The following is a 21,495-nucleotide window of genomic DNA, read 5'->3' on the forward strand; positions in this document are numbered from 1 at the left end:
TTTATATTGTAAAAAACTAATTCTTTTATTAATTCTTATAATAACTAAATTTTATAAAGATTATATGTAGATTATACTGTTATATAAACTTTATAGTGTTCTTCTAAATTAGATACACTTTAAAGTTTGTTACTAAGAAACTTTATAAAATTGTCTGGATTTTTGCCAATTATTCGAACCTTTTCACCTTTTGTCGCTGGAATAGGTAGAATTATACGCAGAGAGGTTATCAAAGCTAAAGTAACCTATAAAAATTTTTATAGTGCTAAAGCTTGATAACCTCTCTCGGAGCATAATTCTACTCTCGGTCGTCTTTGCCTAAATACAACATCCCCATTTTTATCACCGCTCAGAATCGTAAAATATGATTAATCTTGCTTCCAGACAATTTTAGAAGATAAAATTGTTGACGTTATAAATGCAGTAACAGGTATAATAAGTATAATTCCTATTCCACCGCATAGAATTTGAAATACTTCTGAACAAAACACTTTTGCATTCAATACATCTCCTACCGAATAATTAAGTTCACTAAAATATATTATTAATGTCATAAATCCACCTATGTATGCAAAGAGCAATGTATTTGTCATTGTACCTAAAATATCTTTACCAATATTCATTCCTGATTTAAATATGCTGCGTTTTGTTTCAGACAAATCACTTTTATATATCTCAAACATTGACGAGGATATGGATATTGATACATCAATAATTGCACCTAATAACCCAATTAGAACTTGACAAATAACTATCTTTCCAAAATTCAACTGAACATAAATAGAAAGGCCTGTAAGAGTTTCAGATTGCTCTGGACCAAATCCCTGTATTCTTGCATCATTTCCTATTTTATAGGTTATAAGCATTGTTAATAGCACAACTACAGTAACTGATATTAAAGACGAGATTGTCTTTATATTAAAGCCATTAATATAAATTAAACTAATATAGGTTATGATAATGCAGCCAATCATCGTTACTTTAATTGGATCAAATCTGATATCTATAAATATAAACATAATAAACAAAATTACAAAGTTCATTAATAAGGTAAAAAATGATCTCAATCCTCTTTTGCCTCCAAATATAACCATTAAAACAAACAAAATAATTAACAGCATCCAAGATACATTCATAATTTTAAACTTCTCCAATTCTGCGTTTTTTTAAAAGCATAACAGATATGTAAATTGCAATAGGAATACTTAAAACAATTCCTATACTCCCAGTAAGTGCTCTAATAATTTCAAGCGAAAGATTAATATTAATTATGAAAGAAATAGGGTAACCATTTCTAAGTAGAAGAAGTATAACTGGAATACTTCCGCTAATATAAGCAAAAACTAAAGTATTTGCCATAGTTCCCATAATATCTTTTCCAATCTCTCTTCCTGAATTAATGAGGACATTTTTCTCAATATCAGGATTTTTATCGTAAATTTCATTTATAGATGAAGAAATAGAAATAGCAATATCCATTATTGCTCCCAAAGTACCAATCAATATTTCAATGATAAATATTTGTTCTGGGGGGTGTGTAAGAAATTCCATTTCCTCAAAATGAACGCCATTCCAATTATTTAATTTTATTACTGCAACTGCAACTAGCATGGATATAAAAGTCCCTGCAAATGTGGCTATAGCTGCAGAAATCATTTTTTTGTTTACTCCGCATACAATTGATATAGACAAAATGGCAAACAAAATACTGGCTATTATGGAAATTAACATTAAATTAAACCCATGTAAAAACATTTGTATTATAATAGAAAAAATTATAATGTTAATTATTACACTGGCTAAAGATCTGAAGCCTTTGAGCCCGCCTATTAGCAAAATTAACAACATAAACAAAATTGTAATATATGCAATATACCTATCTCGTTTAAGATCAAGTATTTTAGAAGATATTATTCCCTTATTTTCATTTTCCTGAATTGATATGAAAACTTCATCATTTACTTTTAAGTTCAAATCATTTACCTGAGAATAGGATGTAGTATTCTGAAGCTGAATTTCTTTTCCTTTGTGAACTCCATTCATAATAATTGCTTTAATATTTTGCTTTTTTATTTGCTCCTCTTTTCCATTCATATCTTCCATCTTGGAATTCACTTCCGTTATTGATGTTATTTTTGCTATAGTTTTATTATAAAACCTTTCATTTGCAGACATAGAATAACAGCTAAGAATTGAAGCAATAATTAACAACATTACAGCGATAAAAATAAATTTATTTCGCTTATTATTTTTAATATTCATAAATAATGACATCAATTTGTGTTTGTACAATAAAATTTTTGACATAATTCCCTTGTTCCTTTTCATTTTAGGCTTATTATAACATACATTTCCTATTTCCTCCACATGATTAGAACTTAGGATATGCCCTAAGTTCCCGCAGTGACAAACTTTTATATCTATTCTATGTTTTGAAAACTCAACCATCTCATTTATGTGTATAAGACTACTCTTTACTGCACTTATATTATTATGATCACTGTGCTCATGACTTCATGGTTATCCCTTTCTTTATATTAATTAGTTAACTCCAACTACCTTACTTCTACGTTCCATTAAAACTACATCATGCCATTTACCATTACTCATTTTTGCAACTTTTTCTCTTATGCCTAATTCTCTAAACCCACATGCTTTATGCAGCGCTATACTTGCAGCATTTTCTCTTATAATTCCAGATTGTAATGTCCAAAATCCATCTTCTTCAGATAGCTTAACTAAATTTGTTAAGAGTGCTTTTCCTATGCCCTTTCCTCTATATTCTTCTCCTATATATATGCTCACTTCTGCAACACCTGCATAAACACATCTACTGGAAGTTGGACTCAATGCTGCCCATCCTAATATCTTATTTCCTAAGCGAGCTACTAACCTGCATGAAGTTATATGACTGTTATTCCAATTTTCCCAAGCAGGAATATCTGACTGAAACGTAGCTTTACCAGTATTAATTCCTTCCAAATAAATTCTTGCCACTTCTTCCCAATCTTCTTTTATCATTACCCCAATCTCATAATTCATCTTTACGTACTCCTTTACTCATTATTATTGTATTGTAAATTTTTTCGAACTATAAATTTATTTCCTCTTCAATGCCTTCATAAAGCTTATTACCTTTTTCAGTAAGTGATATAGTTACGTATCTTTTGATATTTATAAAATACAGCACAGGACCCTTCAGAGGATACCATACAAGGTCCTATAGGCGATTCAGGCTTACATGAAGTTCCAAACAATCTACATAGGTTAGGTAATTTTCGTCCTAATAGTATCTCACTACAAATACAGTTTTGATCATTTGTATTACCTTTTATCTCAATATCAAATTTTTTTAAGCTGTCATAGTCCTCATACTTATCTTTAATGTAAAATGCAGACTTTTCTATGTTACCTATGCTTCTCCACTCTGAACTATATAGTGAAAAAACTTGTTCCATTAGCTTATTTGCAAATAAGTTTCCCTGTGGCGTTACACATCTTTTATATAAATTTTCGAAGCTTCTTTTTTTACCGTTATGCTGATGTACTAAAAAATGTATGGCTCCTAATATATCTAATGCCTCAAAACCTGCAACCACTGCCGGAATATTATATTCTTCTGATATAAATCTAAAGTACTCAGCTCCTTTAACAACTGCAACATGCCCCGGACAAATTATCCCACCTATTTGATGATGTTTATCCTTTAATATCCTATCCATAACTGGTTTCATTGATTTTAAGCTTGTAAAAAAAGAAACATTGTTGATATTATTCTTTTTAGCTGTTTCTATGGATAAAGCAACTAACGGTGCTGTGGTTTCAAAACCAACAGCTAAAAATACTACTTCTGCATTTCTATTATCTTTTGCGATTTTCAAAACGTCTAATGGTGAATATATAATTTGAATCTTTTTTCCTTTCTCCCTCTGATTGATTAAGTTTTCGCTAGTTCCCCTCACTCGCATCAAATCTCCGAAGGTTGCCAAAATAACATTTTCTTTATTTAAAAGCTCTATTGCTGCATCTATATATGAAATTGGCGTAACACATACCGGACATCCTGGTCCAGATAACAAATTTATTTTAGGGAAAACTAATTCTCTTATCCCTAGTTTTGATATAGCCTGAGTATGAGTACCGCATACTTCCATAATGTTTAAACCCTCTACTGATGATGCTTGTATATCTTTAATTAACTTAGATATTAAACTTTTGCTATTCATAACTAATCCTCACTTTTAAGTGTTTCTTTAAGTACCTCTTGAAGATAATTAAAATAATTTATATCAATTTTTTGTATACCACATCCTGCATGAACTAAGACATAGTCTCCTACGTTAACTTTCTCTATAAGCTGTATATTTATGCTGCTTTCTACCCCCATGATATCCACAAAAGCATAGTCTCCATTAATATTTATAACTTTAGCTGGTATGGCAATACACATCTGCCCTTTCCCCTTTCTCAATAATGGCATCTGCAATACTTAAATAGTGAAAAACATTTTAACATCTAGTAAATCTAGTTTTGTCAAGCATTTCTAAATCCTCATTTTTTTAGTATTCCTACTTTAGGAAGATTACTTAGAACTATTGGTGTACCTAAATGACAACTTGAAAACTGTTTTGTTAAATCTTTTCCAGCGTATAAGCCAAAATGAGTTCCGCCAGCCCAAGTTGTATTCATACTAACATCATATACAACTCCGTTAACAGCAACATAGGCTGGCAGTTCACCTGCTCCATTGTATTTTGCCAGTTCTTCTATAGTAAATTCTTTTTGCTTTTCTGAACTTTCCCGATTACTAGTGCATCTTTCTTTAATGTTTTTTAAAACTTCCATCTCTCTTAGCAATAAATTTAAATAATAATTTCTTTGATATGGACATAAGCTGAAGATTGTCAATTGTCTGTAATGGAATATTTTAATTTGAATACGATAGAGTTCTTGTGACAAATCACATTTATTATTCATTGCTTTACTCCCTATTTTTCAAAATAGTCTTCATTATATTTATGGTTTTTTCACAAATCATATGGAAGTTATTTAATAAAATCTCACTTAAACCTAAATTAAAATCCACGTTACTTATTTCAATTCCAACAATATAGCCTTCTACATTTTTATAATTCATGCTTATTAAATCCAGCAGTCCAAAACTATGCTGGCTATATTCTTTTTTTAAAGATTTATATTCTCTAATAGGACAAAGGGTTATTGATCCTGGCTTTTTACCATAATAGGCTCCATCTAGAATAACTATATAATCCCCTTTCTCTATCATAGAATCACAATAATTAAAATCAGTTTCTCCTATTATAACTTCTATGTTGTCTTTTTCTAGTTCACGCTTTATTTTTTCTGCAACAACAATACCTATACCATCATCACCCATTAAAATATTTCCTATAGCTATAACTTTAACCTTCATACTAAAATCTCGATTCTCATAGATTCTTGGTTATTCCCTGCTATGTGTGTAGCACAGGATACGCATGGATCAAAGGATCTAGCTATTCTTCCTATCTCCACTGGCTGGTTTATATCATTTATTTTAGAGTCTATCAATGCTTTTTCTAAGGCTCCATGTAGACCTTTATTGTCCTTAGGTGATAAATTCCACATTGTAGGTGTAATAATATCATAATATTTTATAACCTTATTTTCTATTTGTAGCCAATGACCTAATGCACCTCTAATGGTGTCGATTAAACCTATTCCTAAGGCTTTATCTGGAATATTATACACCTTTTGATTATTTCTTTTTAATTGAATTCTTTCCGTTAAATTCTCCATTATTTGAACTATTTTTTTTGTTTCCATTACTCTAGCTACATTTCTATCCATACAGGAGTTTCCTCTAGTATATTCCCCTACAAGCATTAGTCTTGCTAAAGGTCCTACCTCCATAGGCATACCACCATAACGAGGTGCTTTTATAAAAGTATAGGCACCTGCTTTTTTTATATCTACTTCTTCAGCATTACCTTCTCCTGGTATTTCCACATCTTCATTACTTACATACCATGCATGTTTAATACTTTCTGTAATCTTATTAGGATCAAGAGTATATTTTTTCCCAGCTATCATAACTGATGGGCCTACATAACTTATCTCAGGATCAGAATATCTATCAAAAATTCCATAGCTCATAAAGTTAGGATAAGATATTCCTTTTTGAAAGTAATCAGGATAATACCTAGCAATAATGTCCATATCACTTATCATGGAATTGTTAATAAACTTTTTAAGCTCTGATATAATTGACTTAATTTCCACTAATTTGTAAGAATCGATATTCACAGTGACTCCTCCAGCAAAAATGCCATGGCCATGCGGTGCTTTTCCAGCTAGTACAGCCAATCCTTCCTGTGCTAATCTGCTATATTTAACATTTTCTATATAATCCTCTATAACTTTTTTACTCAATGCTTCGGGAATCCTAAAATCATCATACCCCTGAGGCGACAGCGGTTTAATATCAGGCATTTTAACAAAACTAGGTACTGTAAAATAGTAAAACTGTCTCATATGATTGTGTAAAAATTCAAAGCCGTGAATTAAATCACGAATATAAGAATCATTTATAGCTACCTCCAATTTTAGAACATCCTCTAGAGCTAGTGATGAAGCCATAGCATGAGAGGTTGAACATATACCACATATTCTTTCTGTAAAATATGTAGCATCTAAAGGTGCTCTACCTTTAAGCATTTTTTCAAAGCCTCTATATAGCAAACCACTGCTCTCTGCATTTACTATAGTATTTTGCTCTACTTCTACTTTTATCTCTAAAAATCCACTTATTCTAGTTACAGGATCAATTTTAATAATTCTACTCATTCATTCCTCCTAATATCTTACAAAAGGTTCCATGCCATCAGGAAAATATGACTGTGCACACCCAATGCAATTAGTATTAACTCCTATAGGCCAGTTAACATGATCGTTCCATTGTCTTCTTGGACAATCTGTTTTTGTAACAGGACCTCTACAGCCTAGTTTAAACATGCACCCTTCGTCCCCAAACTTTTCTGCAAATATTCCTTTATCAAAAAATCCTCTTCTTATACAATTGTCATGAATAGTTACCCCATAAAATAAAAGAGGTCTTCCTTCGTTATCCACTTCAGGCATGCCATAACCTACTAAATGAGCTACAGTTCCAACTACCCAATCAGGATGACACGGACAACCAGGGAGCCTTATTACATCTCTATTTATAACTTCCTTCACACTTTTACATCCCGAAGGATTAGGCTTTGCAGAAGAGACTCCACCGTAAGAAGCACATGTGCCCACCGTAATCACATATTTCGCCTTTTCTCCTGCAGCTTTTATTGCCTCTAAAGCAGTAATTGGTTTACCTTTGTAATTAGCGATAATATTATAATAGCCATTTTCTTTGGTTGAAACTGCACCATCAACTAAAAGTATAAATTCAGTATTTAATGTTTCTAGGAATTGTTCAAAAGCAAACTGACCTTCTGCTCCCATAAGTGTGTTATTGTAAGTTAAATTCACCAACTGAGTTAGTATATAAGTTAGATCTGGGTTTTCACTATTAAGAAAAGATATAATATTTCCAGAACAACCTGTAACTTCAAGCCACATTGCATTTAGTCTAATAGCTCTATTACTATTAATTAGTTCTATTGCCTCTTGAGTGAGTCTTCTTGATGTCGTATTCTTTACTTCTATTAAAGGACATTGTAGTTTTTGCAAGACCTCAATCCCTCCGGTTTATTAATGATTATTTCATAGCAACATAATTGTCTTTATAATTTTGTAGAAAATTTATTTACCTTTAAAAATTATATAAATAGAATCTTCAATATATGCATTAAAATTTATAATTTCTTGTTTCATTTAGTTCATATAATAAGCTAGCCTTTTTCTCAGTTAAATCATCAGACCAAATATAAAATCACTTCTATTTTAGTTTCCTTATGAATATATGTATTTAAATGAACGCAAAAAAGAACTTGCCAAAGATTGGTTGTTTCTAGACAAATTCTTTTAGTATATAGTATATATACTAACTAAATACATGCAATCTATTATTTTTCATAATTGATGTATAGTTTTTTATTTTATACTAAACCTGTTTCCTTAATATTATTCACATAATCTAAGATATACTTTCCAACACTTTCAATAATACTTTTAACATCGTCATTATATAATCTATAATGAACTTCTAATCCTACCTTTTCGCTCTTAACTAATCCAGCATCTTTTAAAATCCTTAAGTGCTGAGATAAATTCGCCTGGCTATATTCAAATTCCTCATTCAGTTTACATACACATTTAGGTCCATCACATAAAAATTTCATTATCTTAAATCTTACTGGATGACCAAGGGCTTTAAATACTTTTACGGCTAAATCGTCTTGATTCAAAGTTCTTCCTCCTTATATATTCAACATATTATATGTTATATTCATATCATTACATTAATCTATAAAAATAATTGTTTTTAATTAAATACTAATATACTTTATATAGTATAGGCTATTTTTATAAAAATTTCAATGTTAACTATAAAAACAAGGAATAGTGTTATAAGTAGCTCCTATGGAAAATTTCGTTTTGAATATGTAACTTCTAAAGAATTAAGGTATATATACGTCCTTACATAAGTTGCCATTCAAGCAAGTTTGATATATTCAAATAAAAACTCCCAAATTAACATTGAGAGTTTTTCACTAATCTAATTATATTGTATCTAATACATCCGAAAGAATATTAATCATAAGATCAGTATCCTCATTAGTAACTATTAAAGGTGGCATCAAACGAATAGTAGATGGCCTTGGCGAATTTAACAAAAGACCTTTATCTAAACACTTGTGAGCAATCTCTTTTCCTTTATCTTCTGGAAAATCAAAAGCTAGAAGCAAGCCCTTTCCTCTTATATTTTTTAATCCATACTTGCTCTTTATTGCATTTAATTTCTTTATAATATATTCTCCCTGGACTTTGGCATTAAGCGATAGATTTTTATTGATAATCTCACTGACTACAGCGAGTCCTGCAGCCATACCAAGAGGTTGAGAGGAATAGGTACCTCCTTGGTCACCAGGCTCAAATATATTAAGTGACTCTTTGGCCAATAATGCGGATAGAGGATAGCCTCCTCCTATTCCTTTAGCTAGTGTCATTATATCAGGTTCAATTTGATAATGCTGATAAGCAAACAATTTTCCAGTTCTACCAAGGCCCGTTTGAACTTCATCAACAATTAATAGAATTCCTTTTTCTTTACATATACCACTCAAAGTCTTTATATAGTCTTTATCAAGTTCGTTAACCCCACCTTCTCCTTGTATAGGTTCAAACATGATTGCACATGTGTTTGAAGTTATAGAATTCTTAATAGCATCTAAGTCATTTATTGGAATATGCTTAAAACCAGGAACTTTTGGTTCATACAAATCTGCCCAAACTTTTTTGCCAGTTGCAGACATTGTAGCAAGAGTTCTGCCATGGAAACTATTAACTGCTGTTATTATTTCATAGGCACCGTTTAGAAATTTAGCACCATATTTTCTTGCGAGTTTTATAGCACCTTCATTAGCTTCGGAACCACTGCTGGCAAAAAATACTCTGTCAAAACAAGAGTTATCCGTGAGAATCTTAGCTAACTCAATCATTGGTCTATTATAATATGCAGGACTCGCATTTATTAATGTATTACATTGATTTATCAATGCTTCCTTGAGAACACTTGGACAGTGTCCTAAGGATGTGACAGCCCAGCCACCCATAAAGTCAAGATAAGATTTTCCTTCAGTATCCCACAAATACATACCTTCTCCACGTTCCATTACAATATCAGGACGCATAGTAGTAAATAGAATAGACTTATTTGCTTCATTAATAAGCTCAGTTGTGTTTTTTAATTTGGATTCCACAAATATCATCACCTTTCAAAATTTGTTTTTAGGAGGTAATTTAAGATGGAATTAGTACTAATAATTTCATAATGTACCAATAACCTTTTTTATAATTATACTATATTATGCATAATTATCAAGTTGTTTTTTTAAATATACTTAAAATTCATTTAACCCGTGAGAGATATATATAAAATTCCGCTAAAATACAATATATTAAGAGAGTAACACCAATGACACTTATGAATATTTATGCAAACATAGAACTCCTAGATTAAACTAGGAGTTCTATAATTAACTTTTATACCTTTTTCTAATTAGATAAAATCTTTTATGGGTTGTATTTAGTTTGATAGTATATATTTTTTATTTATATTTCAATTTGTAAGAAAGCAGTTCTTTTTAGCTGAATACGAATATAATCTATGTAGTATCAATTTATTTTTATTGAAATTTCATGTTGACTGTGAAAATTTGGAGTAGTATTATAATTATATAACTATTTAATTAAATTGTTATTTCATTTTAAAACAAGAAATTATAGTCATCCAATGATTATAAGGAGGTACTGCACATGATAACTATTCAAGAAAAGGCATTTAAATATGCTAAAAAAGTTCAAGGCAGCTTTTTAGTCAGGGATCATACTAACAGTGTAACTTGTTGATCTGGAAAAACGACAACTGTCGTAAATCTCAAGGTTGAGATTGTAAAGGATTTTCGAAAAGATGAGCTTTATGATGAATATGAATACGATGGAGTTAAAATTTATATACTAAATAGCTTAATTATAAAACAGGCTGCTTATATTTTTATGCTTCCTAAAATTCCATTTATAAAACCGATTTTTGATGCTAAAGAAATAGAAATAAAACGATATTGAGGAGGATTTTAATTATGGAAGAAAAAGAATTACCAGGCTTTATTATGTGTGTATGTACAGGAAAATGTCCAGGATTTCAGGCAATGGATATATGGGATTTTATTAATCAGGTTAGAATAGAATTACCTGTAGAATATGGATTTATTCACCCACAACTTTGTGAGGAAGATGGAGATAGATTCCTCGCTGATTTCTTAAAGGCTCACAGAAAAGTAATAATTGGTGCCTGTGCTCCAAATATGCAGAGAAAACTATTTAAACAAGCTTTTAAAGATGCTGGCCTTGATATTGAAAAGGATGCAGTTATGCTGGACATAAGAGATATGACTAATGAAAAAGCCATTACAATTGTTGAAAATGCATTAAAAGAATTAGGCATTGAGGAGGAATAAATATGAGTGAATCAACCTTTATGGGAGTGCCAAGGGAAAAAATTGATTGGGCTCCAACAATAGATTATGATAAGTGCGACTACTGCATGGAATGTGTGAAATTCTGCCCTCACAACGTTTTTGAAGTTAGAGAAAAGGAAGATAAAAAGCTTATTGTAAAAAACCCTGATAACTGCGTTGTTTTCTGCCGTGCTTGTGGAAAAACTTGTGGTGTTGATGCACTAGAATTTCCTAATAAAGGAGAAACCACAAAGAAAATAAAAGCCATAAGAAAGGAGATGGAAGGCAATGAGTAAATCCTATGCTATCCTTCCATGTAATGGTCTTGATAAATGCGCTGGATGTATTTCTAAAGAAGTAGCTGTAAGACTTACAGAAGCTACAGATAGTGAAATTATTTGCCCAGTTTTATACAGAGTAGCTGATACAAAATATAACAAAATTGCTGAAGAAAAACCTCTTCTTATACTTGATGGCTGTGGTACTAGATGTGCCAGTAAACTTGCCTCTGAAAAAAGCTTAAAGGTTTCTCAAAAAATTAATATAAGTGATGAAGCAAAAGCAAATAACATTAACATTTCAAATAGTTTAAGATTTGGTAAAAATGAATTAAAACTTGTGGATATTATTACTGATAAACTAACAAAAGAAGAAGAAAAGGTAGAAAAAATCAATTCTATCGATTACCCTGAAAGCTTTGAATATGAATCTTATAAAAAAGATAAGTTTACCTTTAGAGTTCCAAAAGAAGGCTTTTTATTTAATGAAAACGATTGTTGGGTGTATGTTATAGGCAATAAAGCAAGAATCGGAGTTGCCGACTACGTTCAGCAAAGTCTGTCTGATATAATGTTCTTTACACCTCCTGATATAGGAGATAAAATAGAGCAATTTGAAGAAGCAGGTCTTATAGAGTCAAGTAAAGCTGTATTTGAAGTAGTATGTCCTGTAAGTGGTACAATTACTGCAGTAAATGAAAACTTATTGGACTCACCTGAACTTATAAACGAAAATCCTTATGAAAAAGGATGGATTGCCGAAATAGAATTAAGTGATTTTGATGGTGATAAAGAACTTCTTTATGACTTTGATAAATATTTTGAAATATTTAAAAGAAAGGTAGATGAATTTCATGTCTAAAATAAAAGTTATACCATGCAGTGGTATAGGTAAAGTATTTGGTCTTATGTCAAGAGAAAGTGCTCTAAAAATTACAAATGAGTTAAAACCTAATGAAACTGAAATAGTTTGTCTTGGTCATATAGTAACAGGTGATGCTGATGCTAAAGAAAAAATAGAAGGATATTCCTGTATAACTATAGATGGATGTCCTAAACTTTGCGCTGCTAAAAATGTTGCTATTGCTGGTGGAATAGTAAAGGCTCAATATAGAACTGTTGATGAAATGAGAAATCACAAAGGCTTAGATGCCGGAACTGGCACAGCTCTTACAGAAGATGGATGGAAAATAGTCGATGAGTTATGTGAAAAAGTTTGTTTAAAAGCTGATGAAATACTAAAGGAGGCTGAATAATATGGCTGATACAAAAATTGGAGTATTATCCTGTAGTGGAGAAGAATGTCTTGGTGGTACTATTTCAAGATTGGCTACAAGAAAAATGATGGAAAAACTTCGTGTTGGTAAAACTGTTACTCTCTGCCTACCTTTATATCTAGCTGGTGGCGAAGGGGAACGCTCCTTCGCAAAAGCTTATCCTGTAATTACAGTAGATGGATGCAGCAAGTGCTGCGCTAAAAGAGCTACCGAAAAGTACAGTGGAAAAGTAAGTGACACTTTAGTTGTTTCTGATATATTAGGAGAACATGCTGCTTTAAGCAAGGTTGTATCTTCTAAAGATTTAAAGAACGAGCATTACCAGATGGTTGACAAAGTTGCAGATGAAATATGCAAGAAATTTGATAAGATATTATATGAAAAAGGAGAAAACAAATAATGGAGGTTTAGAAATGATTTATAGACTAAAATTTATGGATGAAGAAGGCGAATTTCAATTTAAAGACTTTGAGACAAAACATCTAATGGATCTTTTTATTGAAAAAAATAATTTAAAAGGTAGCTGGCATCAATCTGAGCAACTATCTCTGATTCCTTCAAAGGATGAAAGTGATTTTAATAAAGGAACCAATGTTCTTTAATTTTTAAACATTGCCTATATATGATAATTGCTGTATGCATACAGACATACAGCAATTATTTTTTTATATATCTTTTATTAATAAGAAACTTAAGAAAAGTGTTACAAGTAATGCAAGTCCATATATTATAATTATATCCGCAATTGCAGCTAATAAAAGACCTGTTCTTATAACTTTCTTTTGACCTAGTTTATTAGCGAGCTTTCCACTTAATCTCCCTCCAATAACGGATATTATCATTAAATATATAAATTATGCTATTATAAAATTAAACAAATACCCTGTAAATACTATTCCTAATCCAACAATTGTTATAAATACTGCTAGCAACTTTGGTTTTAATACTCTTCTTAAAAGAATCATTTCTGGTACACTTAACGCAGTAACTGCCATCATAAATGAAAGTGCTGTTCCCATAGCAACCCCTGCTCTTGTAAGTTCGCTAACAAGTGGAATTACTCCAGCAGCATTTGAGTAAAGAGGTATTCCTATTGCTGCTGCAACAAATACCGCAAATGGGTTATCCTTTCCTGCATATTTTGCTAATGCTCCTGCTGGAATCCAACCGTGAATTGCCCCGCCTATTGCAATACCTATAACTACATATATCCATATTTTCTTAATTAAATCCTTTGTAAAATTCCATGAATCTATTAATCTTTCTTTCATTGTTGGATCTGGCAAATCTATATCAGCACCAATATTCATTTCATAAACATAACCTTCAACATACTTCTCAAGTTTTAATTTTCCAATAATCATTCCACTTACTATTGCTATAATTTCACCAGACACTACATATATAAGAGCTATTTTCCATCCAAACAGTCCATATAATAATCCTAGTGCAACCTCATTTACCATTGGCGCTGCAATTAAATATGAAAATGTTACTCCCAGAGGTACTCCCGCTTCTACAAAACCTATAAAAAGTGGAACTGCTGAACAAGAACAAAATGGTGTTACAATTCCAAGTAGTGCTGCAAGAACATGTCCTATAAATGCACTTCCTTTATTTTTAGCAAGTATTTTTCTTGTTTTTTCCGGTGGAAAGAAACTTCTTATAAAGGTTATTGCATAGATTATCAATAGCAGAAGTATAAATATTTTTATAGTATCAAATACAAAAAAGTTTAAGGCACTGCCAGACTTACTATCTTTGGCAATTCCAAATATATTATAAATGAGCCAATCAGCAAACATCTGTACTGACGTAAACATAAAAATCACTCCTTCTTAATCATTTATTAATTTAGTATTAAAGATATATGTAACTTTATTCAAACAATATAATTATATTATTAATTACTAATATAATGATTAAAAGAAATAGGATAAGCCCTATCTCTCATCCTGAATAAATTTTACTATTTCATCTACCGATGAAACTTTTCCATACATTTTAACTTTTTCATTTACTACAATTGCTGGAGTTCTCATAACCCCATAGGCCATTATATCTTTAATATCTTGAACTTTTACTATTTCTGCATCAACATTGGCCTTTTCCACAGCTTCCTTTGCATTAGCCTCAAGCTTTTTACAATTAGAACATCCTGAACCTAAAATTTTAATTATCATAGTTATCCTCCTAATTTTTATATTATTTTATATTTTAACTATTTAATTATTTAATTATATTATAAATCAATAATTTACTTATGTCAATAAAATACATTCTATTAGGCATGGTGTATTACTTGATCTGTTCTTTATAATTCTTATGTCCTCCAGATATATTATAGACTTTCTTAAATCCTTTGTTTATTAATATATTCTGTGCTGCATTTCCAGTTACGCCTTTATTACAATATGTTATAACTATTTTTTCCTTATCCAGCTTATCAGCTTTTTTCCTTATCTGATCATGCGGAATGTTTATTGCACTATCTACATGAGATTCCTCATATTGTTTATTTACTCTTGCATCTATTACTGTAACATCGTTTCCATTATTAATTAACTTATTAAGTTCATCAGGTGTTATAAGCTCTCTTCCTCTATTTATTGCATTATCTAAAATCATACCTGTATATGCTACAGGATCTTTAGTTGTTGAAAACGGGGGAGCATAAGCTAAATCTAAATGGAATAAGTCTTCAACCTTGGCTCCAAAAGTTATTGCTGTGATAAATACATCTATTCTCTTATCCACTCCAGTGTATCCAACAATTTGAACACCAAGAAGTTTTCCTGTATTTTTATCTGCAATAGCTTTAATGACCATCTCTTTTCCATGATAATATTCTGGTTTATCCGGCTTAATATTATGACATATAACTGGCTCATATCCTTCACCAATAGCTTCTCTTTCTGTAAGACCTGTCTGAGCAACAGTCATGTCAAAGATTTTAAAAATCCCTGTACCAAGAATACCTCTAAACTCAAGATTACCTCCTGAAAGCTGATCTCCAGCTATTCTACCCATTTTATTTGCTGTTGAACCTAACGGTCTGTATGAAGGCTTTTTAGTTATAACTGAATAGCTTTCAGCACAATCACCACATGCATATATATCTTCTATATTTGTCATCATTTTTGTATTTACCTTTATCGACCCATTAGATCCAAGCTCTATTCCAGCTTCTTCAGCAAGCTTTACATTTGGTTTTACTCCAATAGACATTATTACAAAATCTGCATCTATAACTTTACCACTTTGAAGAACTACTTGCTTAACTAATGCTTCCCCTTTTAACTCAACTACAGAATCACCTAAAACCATATTAATATCTTTACTTTTTAAATACCTTTCAACATATACGGACATATCTTTATCTAAGCCCGGAGTAACCTGACTTAAACGTTCTACCAAAGTAACCTTAATTCCTAAGTCCTCTAGGTTTTCTGTCATTTCTAGTCCTATAAAACCAGTTCCTACTATGACTGCAGATTTAGGATTGTGCGTTTGAATGTACTCCTTTATTTTATCTGCCTGCTTAACGTTTCTTAAATAAAATACATTACTTTTTTCTGCTCCTAGTATATTAGGTACTATTGGCTTTGCTCCTGTTGCAATAACAAGTTTATCGTAGCTTTCATTAAATATATCATTAGTATCTAAATTCTTTATAGTTAAAACTTTATCTTCAGCATTTATTTTTAGAACCTCATGTCTTCTAAACACATCTACATTATATTTTTTCTTAAAGAACTCTGCATTTCTTGGTGTCAAGTCACCTCTATCCCCTATTTCTTCACCTATGTAATAAGGTAAACCACATCCTGAGTAAGATATATCATAATCCATATCAAAGATCTTTATTTCAGCATTTTCAGCATTTCTTCTTGCTTTTGCAGCAGCAGATGTTCCACCTGCTACAGCGCCTATTATAACAGTTTTCATATACTTTCTCCTCTCAAGTCCTGTACTAATATCTAATGATTACAAATATAAAATTTCTCATTAGCATGGTTTTTGCCGAGAATATTGATTTTATACCTATAGAAAAATCTTACAGGTATATCTATCAACAAAATCGACAAAAACCAATCAATCAACATTATATATCTCCCCTTAATAACTTAACCTCATAATTTCTATTTTTCTTGTTTTAATCCAAAATATTTTCTACCCCATCTTAAAGCTACGTTTACAAGTGCAATCATAACAGGTACCTCAATAAGTGGTCCTATAACTGCTGTAAATGCCTCTTGTGATTGTATTCCAAACATTGCTACAGCTACAGCTATTGCTAATTCAAAATTATTACTTGCAGCTGTAAATGATAAGCTTACAGTCTTGTGATAGTCAACGCCTGATTTGTAGCTTACATAGAATGAAACTGAAAACATTATAATAAAGTATATTACTAATGGAATAGCTATACGTACTACATCCATAGGAAGCTCAATAATGTATTTACCTTTAAACATGAACATTATAACAATCGTAAAAAGTAATGCCATTAATGCTAATGGGCTAATTTTAGGTATAAACTTTTTAGTATACCATTCTTTTCCTTTCTTAGGTTCTAATAATAATCTTGTAAGCATACCACCGATAAACGGAATACCTAAGTAAATTACTACTGAAGAGGCTACTTCCCCCATAGAAACATGAACTTGCATTCCCTGTAATCCTATTACTTTTGGTAATACAGTAATGAATATATAAGCAAATATTGAATAAAATACTACTTGAAATATAGAGTTAAATGCCACTAATGCAGCCGCATATTCATTGTCCCCATCTGCAAGACTGTTCCATACAATAACCATAGCAATACATCTTGCAAGTCCTATAAGGATTAATCCAATCATCAAAGATGGATAATTTCTAAGAAATATAACTGCTAGTGAAAACATTAGTAATGGTCCTATGATCCAATTTTGAACTAAAGAAAGAGTTAAAACTTTTGGATTACGAAAAACCTTTCCAATCTCTTTATAGTTAACCTTAGCAAGTGGTGGATACATCATAACTATAAGTCCTATTGCTATCGGAATAGATGTTGTCCCTACTGATAACTTTGATAATGCATCAGATATACCAGGAAAAGCCCATCCCAAAAATATTCCTAAACCCATTGCAATAAAAATCCATAGTGTTAGATAACGGTCAAGCCATGATAATCTTGATGATTGATTACTCATAATAACCTCCCCTAAATATTTTTTAATTATTAAAATGTAGTATTCTCCTGCACAAATATAGTTTCTTGTCCACTTAAATCCTATAAGGTTTTGCCTATTCTAATACCTATTTATAATTTTGTAAAAATGTAAATGCATAAGAGTCCACTACAAAAGCCTTTAATTTTGTAGTGAACTTATGCCTTATTTAGTCAAATCTAATAATTTTTCACCTTTTACTTCTTCTGATTTACATTCAATAATTGCAAAGTTTCCTTTAGAAATTTCATTCACTTTATTTATCCAGGTTGTTTCATTGCTAGCTTTTGCCCTAAGGATATTATTAGTTGTATCAGTTGCAAACAAACTGGAATTTATGACCCACCACTTACTATTTATCCCTGCTCTTTTTAAGTCTTCTTCTAATCTCATGGCTTCATACACAGGTGTTGTTTCAGCTAAAGTTACAATAATAACCTCTGTCTCATTAGCATTCCTAAGTTTAGGCAAAAGCTTTTTAACTGATTCCGGTATATCACCTTGTGAACGTTGAATCTCTTTGTGGTAACTTTGCGTAGAATCTAGTAAAAGTAACGTATGCCCTGTTGGGGCCGTATCTATAACAACTACTTCATTTTCAGACCTCTCAACTATTTCAGCAAAAGCTCTAAATACAGCAATCTCCTGAGTACAAGGGGATCTTAAATCCTCTTCAACATATTCTATATCCTCTTCACTCATTGTCTCTCTTGCTTTGCTTAATACCTCTTCTTGATACTTTGCCAATTCCTGTTTTTCATCAATATGACTCAAAGTGATCCCATAGCTATCATCCAATACAACCTTTAAATGTGCTGCTAACACATAGCTGGATCAAAAATAATCATTTTTTTCACAATATACCACTCCTTTAATTAAACTTAATATTAGCCTTCACAATTGGATTTATTTTTTTTCTTACAAATACAATCATCTGTATCAGTAAGAATATTCATCAAAAATAAAACTAACCTATTAGAGTTGCTATTATCTAAGCAATAATAGCTCCATAAACCTTCTTTCCTAGACTTTACAAGTCCACACTCCATTAACACCTTCATATGGTGAGACAGCGTTGGCTGCGTAAAATCAAAGTATTCTAATAACTCACAAGCACATTTTTCTCCACAAGATAACATATCAAGAATCTTTAGCCTGCTTGGATCTGATAAAGCTTTAAATATTTTAGCATTAACTTCATAACTTTTGTTCATCACAACATCTCCTATATAGATAACTTTCTATATATAGTATAGACATTTGTCTGTATATAGTCAATATATCCTCAATGTTATTTAATGTATATAGTAATATATATATGATTTTCTATATAACAATATTATATGTATATAATTAGTAAATGCTATATTTTTATTTTAATAACTTAAACTGCATTTATTATATTCAAATTAAACATCTCCAATGTTTAAGGCCCTGCTAAATTAGCAGAGCCTTAAAATCTATTTAACAAGAAATAATGGAAATTTTTCAAACTACTTCTTTTGACTCCAAATAAAGTTCCACAGAATCATAGTCGTAATTAAACAGTTCTGCATATCCACCCCAATTTATTATAATGTCCATTATTACTTTAGAATAAACATTCTTATTCAATTTTATAATATTTTGTAAGCATAAGTATTTATACTTGTTTTATCAACAATATAATTAAATTATCGAATTAGTTTCTAATAAATTCCAGTTTACTTATTTGCACATTTGTTAAATTATTTTCATTTACCAAGAATGTATATATAACTCTTACTGATTTACTATCTATAATATAATCATTTTGATATTTGGCTTCCATAATATTACCTGAACTATCATTTTCTAATACGTTTATACTTACACTCTTTTGGTAAGTATCTTGTACAGTATTGGATTGGCTTATCATATCTTTAAAATTATTCAAAGCAGTAATAGAATCATTATAATTTGATGAATTTTTGTCTAGAAGATTTTCTATGACACTGTAGTCTCCATTATAAACACTATCTTTTAAATTGTATATTTTATTAGCTATATCATAAGTAAACTTTTTAGCTGCCTCGTCCATATCCATATTCTTAGAAATATCGCTTTTTAGCTGAGCAATAGAGTTATCACTTAAGACCCCTGTACCGCCAAATATATTTATACTTGTAGGGTTTATATTAAAGCCTGTAACTTCGTAGCTAGATCCTCCATTATTCTCAGATAATATTAACGGAGCATTCAGCTTGTTTTGAAGCGGACTTGAAACTAGAGCATCCGGGAAGTTTTCGCCAGAAGCTACTATTAAATCTTTTTGTGGAGAATACTCCGAATGATATAAATTCTCTAAAACAACACTGCTCGTCTGATATCTATCAAGACCAAACCATCTATCCAAATTTATAAATTTATCTTCTTTCACGCTAGAAATTTGCTGAGATAACGTTTGAATAACTCCATCCGATACTACACCTGGCCCCCCGACAACTATAATCTTAGAAGGTTTTATTTCCTTAATATATTCTAAGCTTTCTTGATCTAAGCTGTCCTTTGAAGTCATAAATACTGGATATCCTAGCTTGGAAACTATATTATTAGCAGATAAAGCGTCAGCAAATCCCTCTCCTGAAGTAATTACTACCGGCGTTCCCTCTACAATCTCACAGTTTTCTATAACTTTTCTATTGGTTTCATATCTATCTGCACCTTGAATTCTGTCAATGCTATATCCTATATCTTTAATTTTATTTTCAGTATCAGAACTAACAACACCAGTGCCACCAATAATAGTTACTTTGGCATTATCAGAATGTACACTTTTTAAATAATCATAAGTGCCTTTATCTTCGCTATCTATATTACTTACTAATATAATTGGAGCATTTAGTTTCTTTGCCAATAATCCAGCACTTAAAGCATCTGGATAATTTTCTCCATATGCAATTATTATATTTTTAGGCTTTTCCTCACCTAAAAATGCCTTACTTGCATTTATCGAAGTCTGATATCTGTCTTGTCCAAATATCCTGTTTTCGCTCATTCCCGCAGCCTTTGCATTGGAAGCTATTCCACCTGCGATTATAGTAGTTAGTAATACACTTAGAATATACTTATTTCTTTTCATCAATTTAGCTCTCCTTTTTTATAATTAATCATTTCACTAGTTAATAAACAAAGGCTCCAAGATAATATATTAGCCTATTATTAAAGTGATTAAACAATCAATAGAAGTTAGAGCCTTCAAATAAAAGATTATCATAAGTTTTGAACGCCTGAAAGGCTTTATTACTGTTAGATCTGCCATCATTGATGATATCTGTGAGAAAATAACAATAAAAATAGATTTTTAAAAAAACTCAAAAAAGTTTCAATGTAAACCTTTAGATTTATTATGAAAAATAAAATTTTGCTTTTATAATCTTGCATATTTCAAAATATATGATAAAATTTTTATTAATATGTTAATATAAATCACTTTATTGAGCACCCTATAAATTTTAATAACATTTACCTTATTTCCGTAAAATTTTAGGTAGCAACAAAAGATGATTCATTTACACTTTAAAAAAAT

23 protein-coding genes and 1 pseudogene are annotated in these 21,495 nt (G+C 30.8%); 6 read left to right on the forward strand and 18 right to left on the reverse strand.

Annotated features, from left to right (window positions below; translation table 11 throughout):
* Positions 1–368: 368 nt before the first annotated feature.
* The 11 genes from I6U48_RS00300 to I6U48_RS00350 all read right to left on the reverse strand — a co-directional run bounded on the left by I6U48_RS00300 (position 369) and on the right by I6U48_RS00350 (position 9,929).
* On the reverse strand, positions 369–1,136 hold the full coding sequence (locus I6U48_RS00300; RefSeq protein ID WP_218318399.1) for a YibE/F family protein: 768 nt from the start codon (positions 1,134–1,136) through the stop codon (positions 369–371).
* 4 nt (positions 1,137–1,140) lie between these two features.
* Complete coding sequence (locus I6U48_RS00305; RefSeq protein ID WP_246615139.1) at positions 1,141–2,262, reverse strand: YibE/F family protein; 1,122 nt, start codon at positions 2,260–2,262, stop codon at positions 1,141–1,143.
* Between the two features lie 279 nt (positions 2,263–2,541).
* A complete protein-coding gene (locus tag I6U48_RS00310) occupies positions 2,542–3,042 on the reverse strand; it encodes a GNAT family N-acetyltransferase (protein ID WP_218318401.1) in 501 nt (166 codons plus the stop codon).
* 98 nt (positions 3,043–3,140) lie between these two features.
* Positions 3,141–4,226 (reverse strand): hydrogenase formation protein HypD, encoded by a 1,086-nt coding sequence (hypD, locus tag I6U48_RS00315; RefSeq protein WP_218318402.1) that lies wholly within the window; start codon positions 4,224–4,226, stop codon positions 3,141–3,143.
* A 2-nt stretch (positions 4,227–4,228) separates the two neighbouring features.
* Positions 4,229–4,450 carry a HypC/HybG/HupF family hydrogenase formation chaperone gene (locus I6U48_RS00320; RefSeq protein WP_218318403.1) on the reverse strand — a complete coding sequence of 74 codons (222 nt, stop codon included), beginning with the start codon at positions 4,448–4,450 and terminating at the stop codon, positions 4,229–4,231.
* 101 nt (positions 4,451–4,551) lie between these two features.
* Entirely contained in the window at positions 4,552–4,977 is a 426-nt protein-coding gene (locus I6U48_RS00325) for a cytochrome b5 domain-containing protein (protein WP_218318404.1), read from the reverse strand.
* Between the two features lie 4 nt (positions 4,978–4,981).
* Complete coding sequence (locus I6U48_RS00330) at positions 4,982–5,434, reverse strand: hydrogenase maturation protease (RefSeq protein WP_218318405.1); 453 nt, start codon at positions 5,432–5,434, stop codon at positions 4,982–4,984.
* Positions 5,431–6,846 carry a nickel-dependent hydrogenase large subunit gene (locus I6U48_RS00335; protein ID WP_218318406.1) on the reverse strand — a complete coding sequence of 472 codons (1,416 nt, stop codon included), beginning with the start codon at positions 6,844–6,846 and terminating at the stop codon, positions 5,431–5,433. The genes I6U48_RS00330 and I6U48_RS00335 overlap by 4 nt, the downstream gene beginning before the upstream one ends.
* Positions 6,847–6,855: 9 nt before the next feature.
* The gene (locus tag I6U48_RS00340) at positions 6,856–7,728 is read right to left on the reverse strand and encodes a hydrogenase small subunit (protein ID WP_218318407.1); all 873 of its coding nucleotides are present in this window, start codon (positions 7,726–7,728) and stop codon (positions 6,856–6,858) included.
* 368 nt (positions 7,729–8,096) lie between these two features.
* On the reverse strand, positions 8,097–8,405 hold the full coding sequence (locus I6U48_RS00345) for an ArsR/SmtB family transcription factor (protein WP_218318408.1): 309 nt from the start codon (positions 8,403–8,405) through the stop codon (positions 8,097–8,099).
* Between the two features lie 315 nt (positions 8,406–8,720).
* Positions 8,721–9,929, reverse strand: a complete 1,209-nt coding sequence (locus I6U48_RS00350) for an aspartate aminotransferase family protein (RefSeq protein ID WP_218318409.1) — start codon at positions 9,927–9,929, stop codon at positions 8,721–8,723.
* Positions 9,930–10,799: 870 nt separating this feature from the next.
* Between I6U48_RS00350 and I6U48_RS00355 the strand changes: the two genes are divergently transcribed.
* The 6 genes from I6U48_RS00355 to I6U48_RS00380 are packed head-to-tail and all read left to right on the forward strand — an operon-like array spanning position 10,800 to position 13,334.
* Positions 10,800–11,177: a hypothetical protein gene (locus tag I6U48_RS00355; protein WP_218318410.1), complete on the forward strand. Its 378-nt coding sequence runs from the start codon at positions 10,800–10,802 to the stop codon at positions 11,175–11,177.
* Positions 11,178–11,179: 2 nt separating this feature from the next.
* Positions 11,180–11,473 (forward strand): 4Fe-4S dicluster domain-containing protein, encoded by a 294-nt coding sequence (locus I6U48_RS00360; protein WP_218318411.1) that lies wholly within the window; start codon positions 11,180–11,182, stop codon positions 11,471–11,473.
* Complete coding sequence (locus I6U48_RS00365) at positions 11,466–12,317, forward strand: putative zinc-binding protein (protein WP_218318412.1); 852 nt, start codon at positions 11,466–11,468, stop codon at positions 12,315–12,317. The genes I6U48_RS00360 and I6U48_RS00365 overlap by 8 nt, the downstream gene beginning before the upstream one ends.
* A complete protein-coding gene (locus tag I6U48_RS00370) occupies positions 12,310–12,711 on the forward strand; it encodes a putative zinc-binding protein (protein WP_218318413.1) in 402 nt (133 codons plus the stop codon). The genes I6U48_RS00365 and I6U48_RS00370 overlap by 8 nt, the downstream gene beginning before the upstream one ends.
* Position 12,712: 1 nt before the next feature.
* Entirely contained in the window at positions 12,713–13,132 is a 420-nt protein-coding gene (locus tag I6U48_RS00375; protein WP_218318414.1) for a putative zinc-binding protein, read from the forward strand.
* Positions 13,133–13,145: 13 nt separating this feature from the next.
* On the forward strand, positions 13,146–13,334 hold the full coding sequence (locus I6U48_RS00380) for a hypothetical protein (protein ID WP_218318415.1): 189 nt from the start codon (positions 13,146–13,148) through the stop codon (positions 13,332–13,334).
* A gap of 252 nt (positions 13,335–13,586) precedes the next feature.
* Here I6U48_RS00380 and I6U48_RS00385 read toward each other — a convergent pair whose 3' ends face one another.
* From I6U48_RS00385 to I6U48_RS00415, 7 genes and pseudogenes are all read right to left on the reverse strand, one after another.
* Complete coding sequence (locus I6U48_RS00385; protein ID WP_218318416.1) at positions 13,587–14,555, reverse strand: permease; 969 nt, start codon at positions 14,553–14,555, stop codon at positions 13,587–13,589.
* Between the two features lie 120 nt (positions 14,556–14,675).
* Positions 14,676–14,915, reverse strand: coding sequence for a thioredoxin family protein (locus I6U48_RS00390; RefSeq protein ID WP_218318417.1), 240 nt, complete (start codon positions 14,913–14,915; stop codon positions 14,676–14,678).
* Positions 14,916–15,030: 115 nt separating this feature from the next.
* Positions 15,031–16,680 (reverse strand): FAD-dependent oxidoreductase, encoded by a 1,650-nt coding sequence (locus tag I6U48_RS00395; protein WP_218318418.1) that lies wholly within the window; start codon positions 16,678–16,680, stop codon positions 15,031–15,033.
* Between the two features lie 194 nt (positions 16,681–16,874).
* Positions 16,875–17,930 carry an ACR3 family arsenite efflux transporter gene (gene arsB / locus I6U48_RS00400; protein WP_218318419.1) on the reverse strand — a complete coding sequence of 352 codons (1,056 nt, stop codon included), beginning with the start codon at positions 17,928–17,930 and terminating at the stop codon, positions 16,875–16,877.
* Positions 17,931–18,113: 183 nt separating this feature from the next.
* Positions 18,114–18,767, reverse strand: a pseudogene (locus I6U48_RS00405) (ArsA-related P-loop ATPase); the annotation flags it as partial.
* Between the two features lie 68 nt (positions 18,768–18,835).
* Positions 18,836–19,162, reverse strand: coding sequence for an ArsR/SmtB family transcription factor (locus I6U48_RS00410; RefSeq protein ID WP_218318420.1), 327 nt, complete (start codon positions 19,160–19,162; stop codon positions 18,836–18,838).
* Positions 19,163–19,629: 467 nt separating this feature from the next.
* Positions 19,630–21,048 carry a cell wall-binding repeat-containing protein gene (locus I6U48_RS00415; RefSeq protein ID WP_218318421.1) on the reverse strand — a complete coding sequence of 473 codons (1,419 nt, stop codon included), beginning with the start codon at positions 21,046–21,048 and terminating at the stop codon, positions 19,630–19,632.
* Positions 21,049–21,495: the final 447 nt, after the last annotated feature.

Source organism: Clostridium thailandense, assembly GCF_019207025.1.
In the GTDB taxonomy this organism is placed as follows: Bacteria; Bacillota; Clostridia; order Clostridiales; family Clostridiaceae; genus Clostridium_AM; species Clostridium_AM thailandense.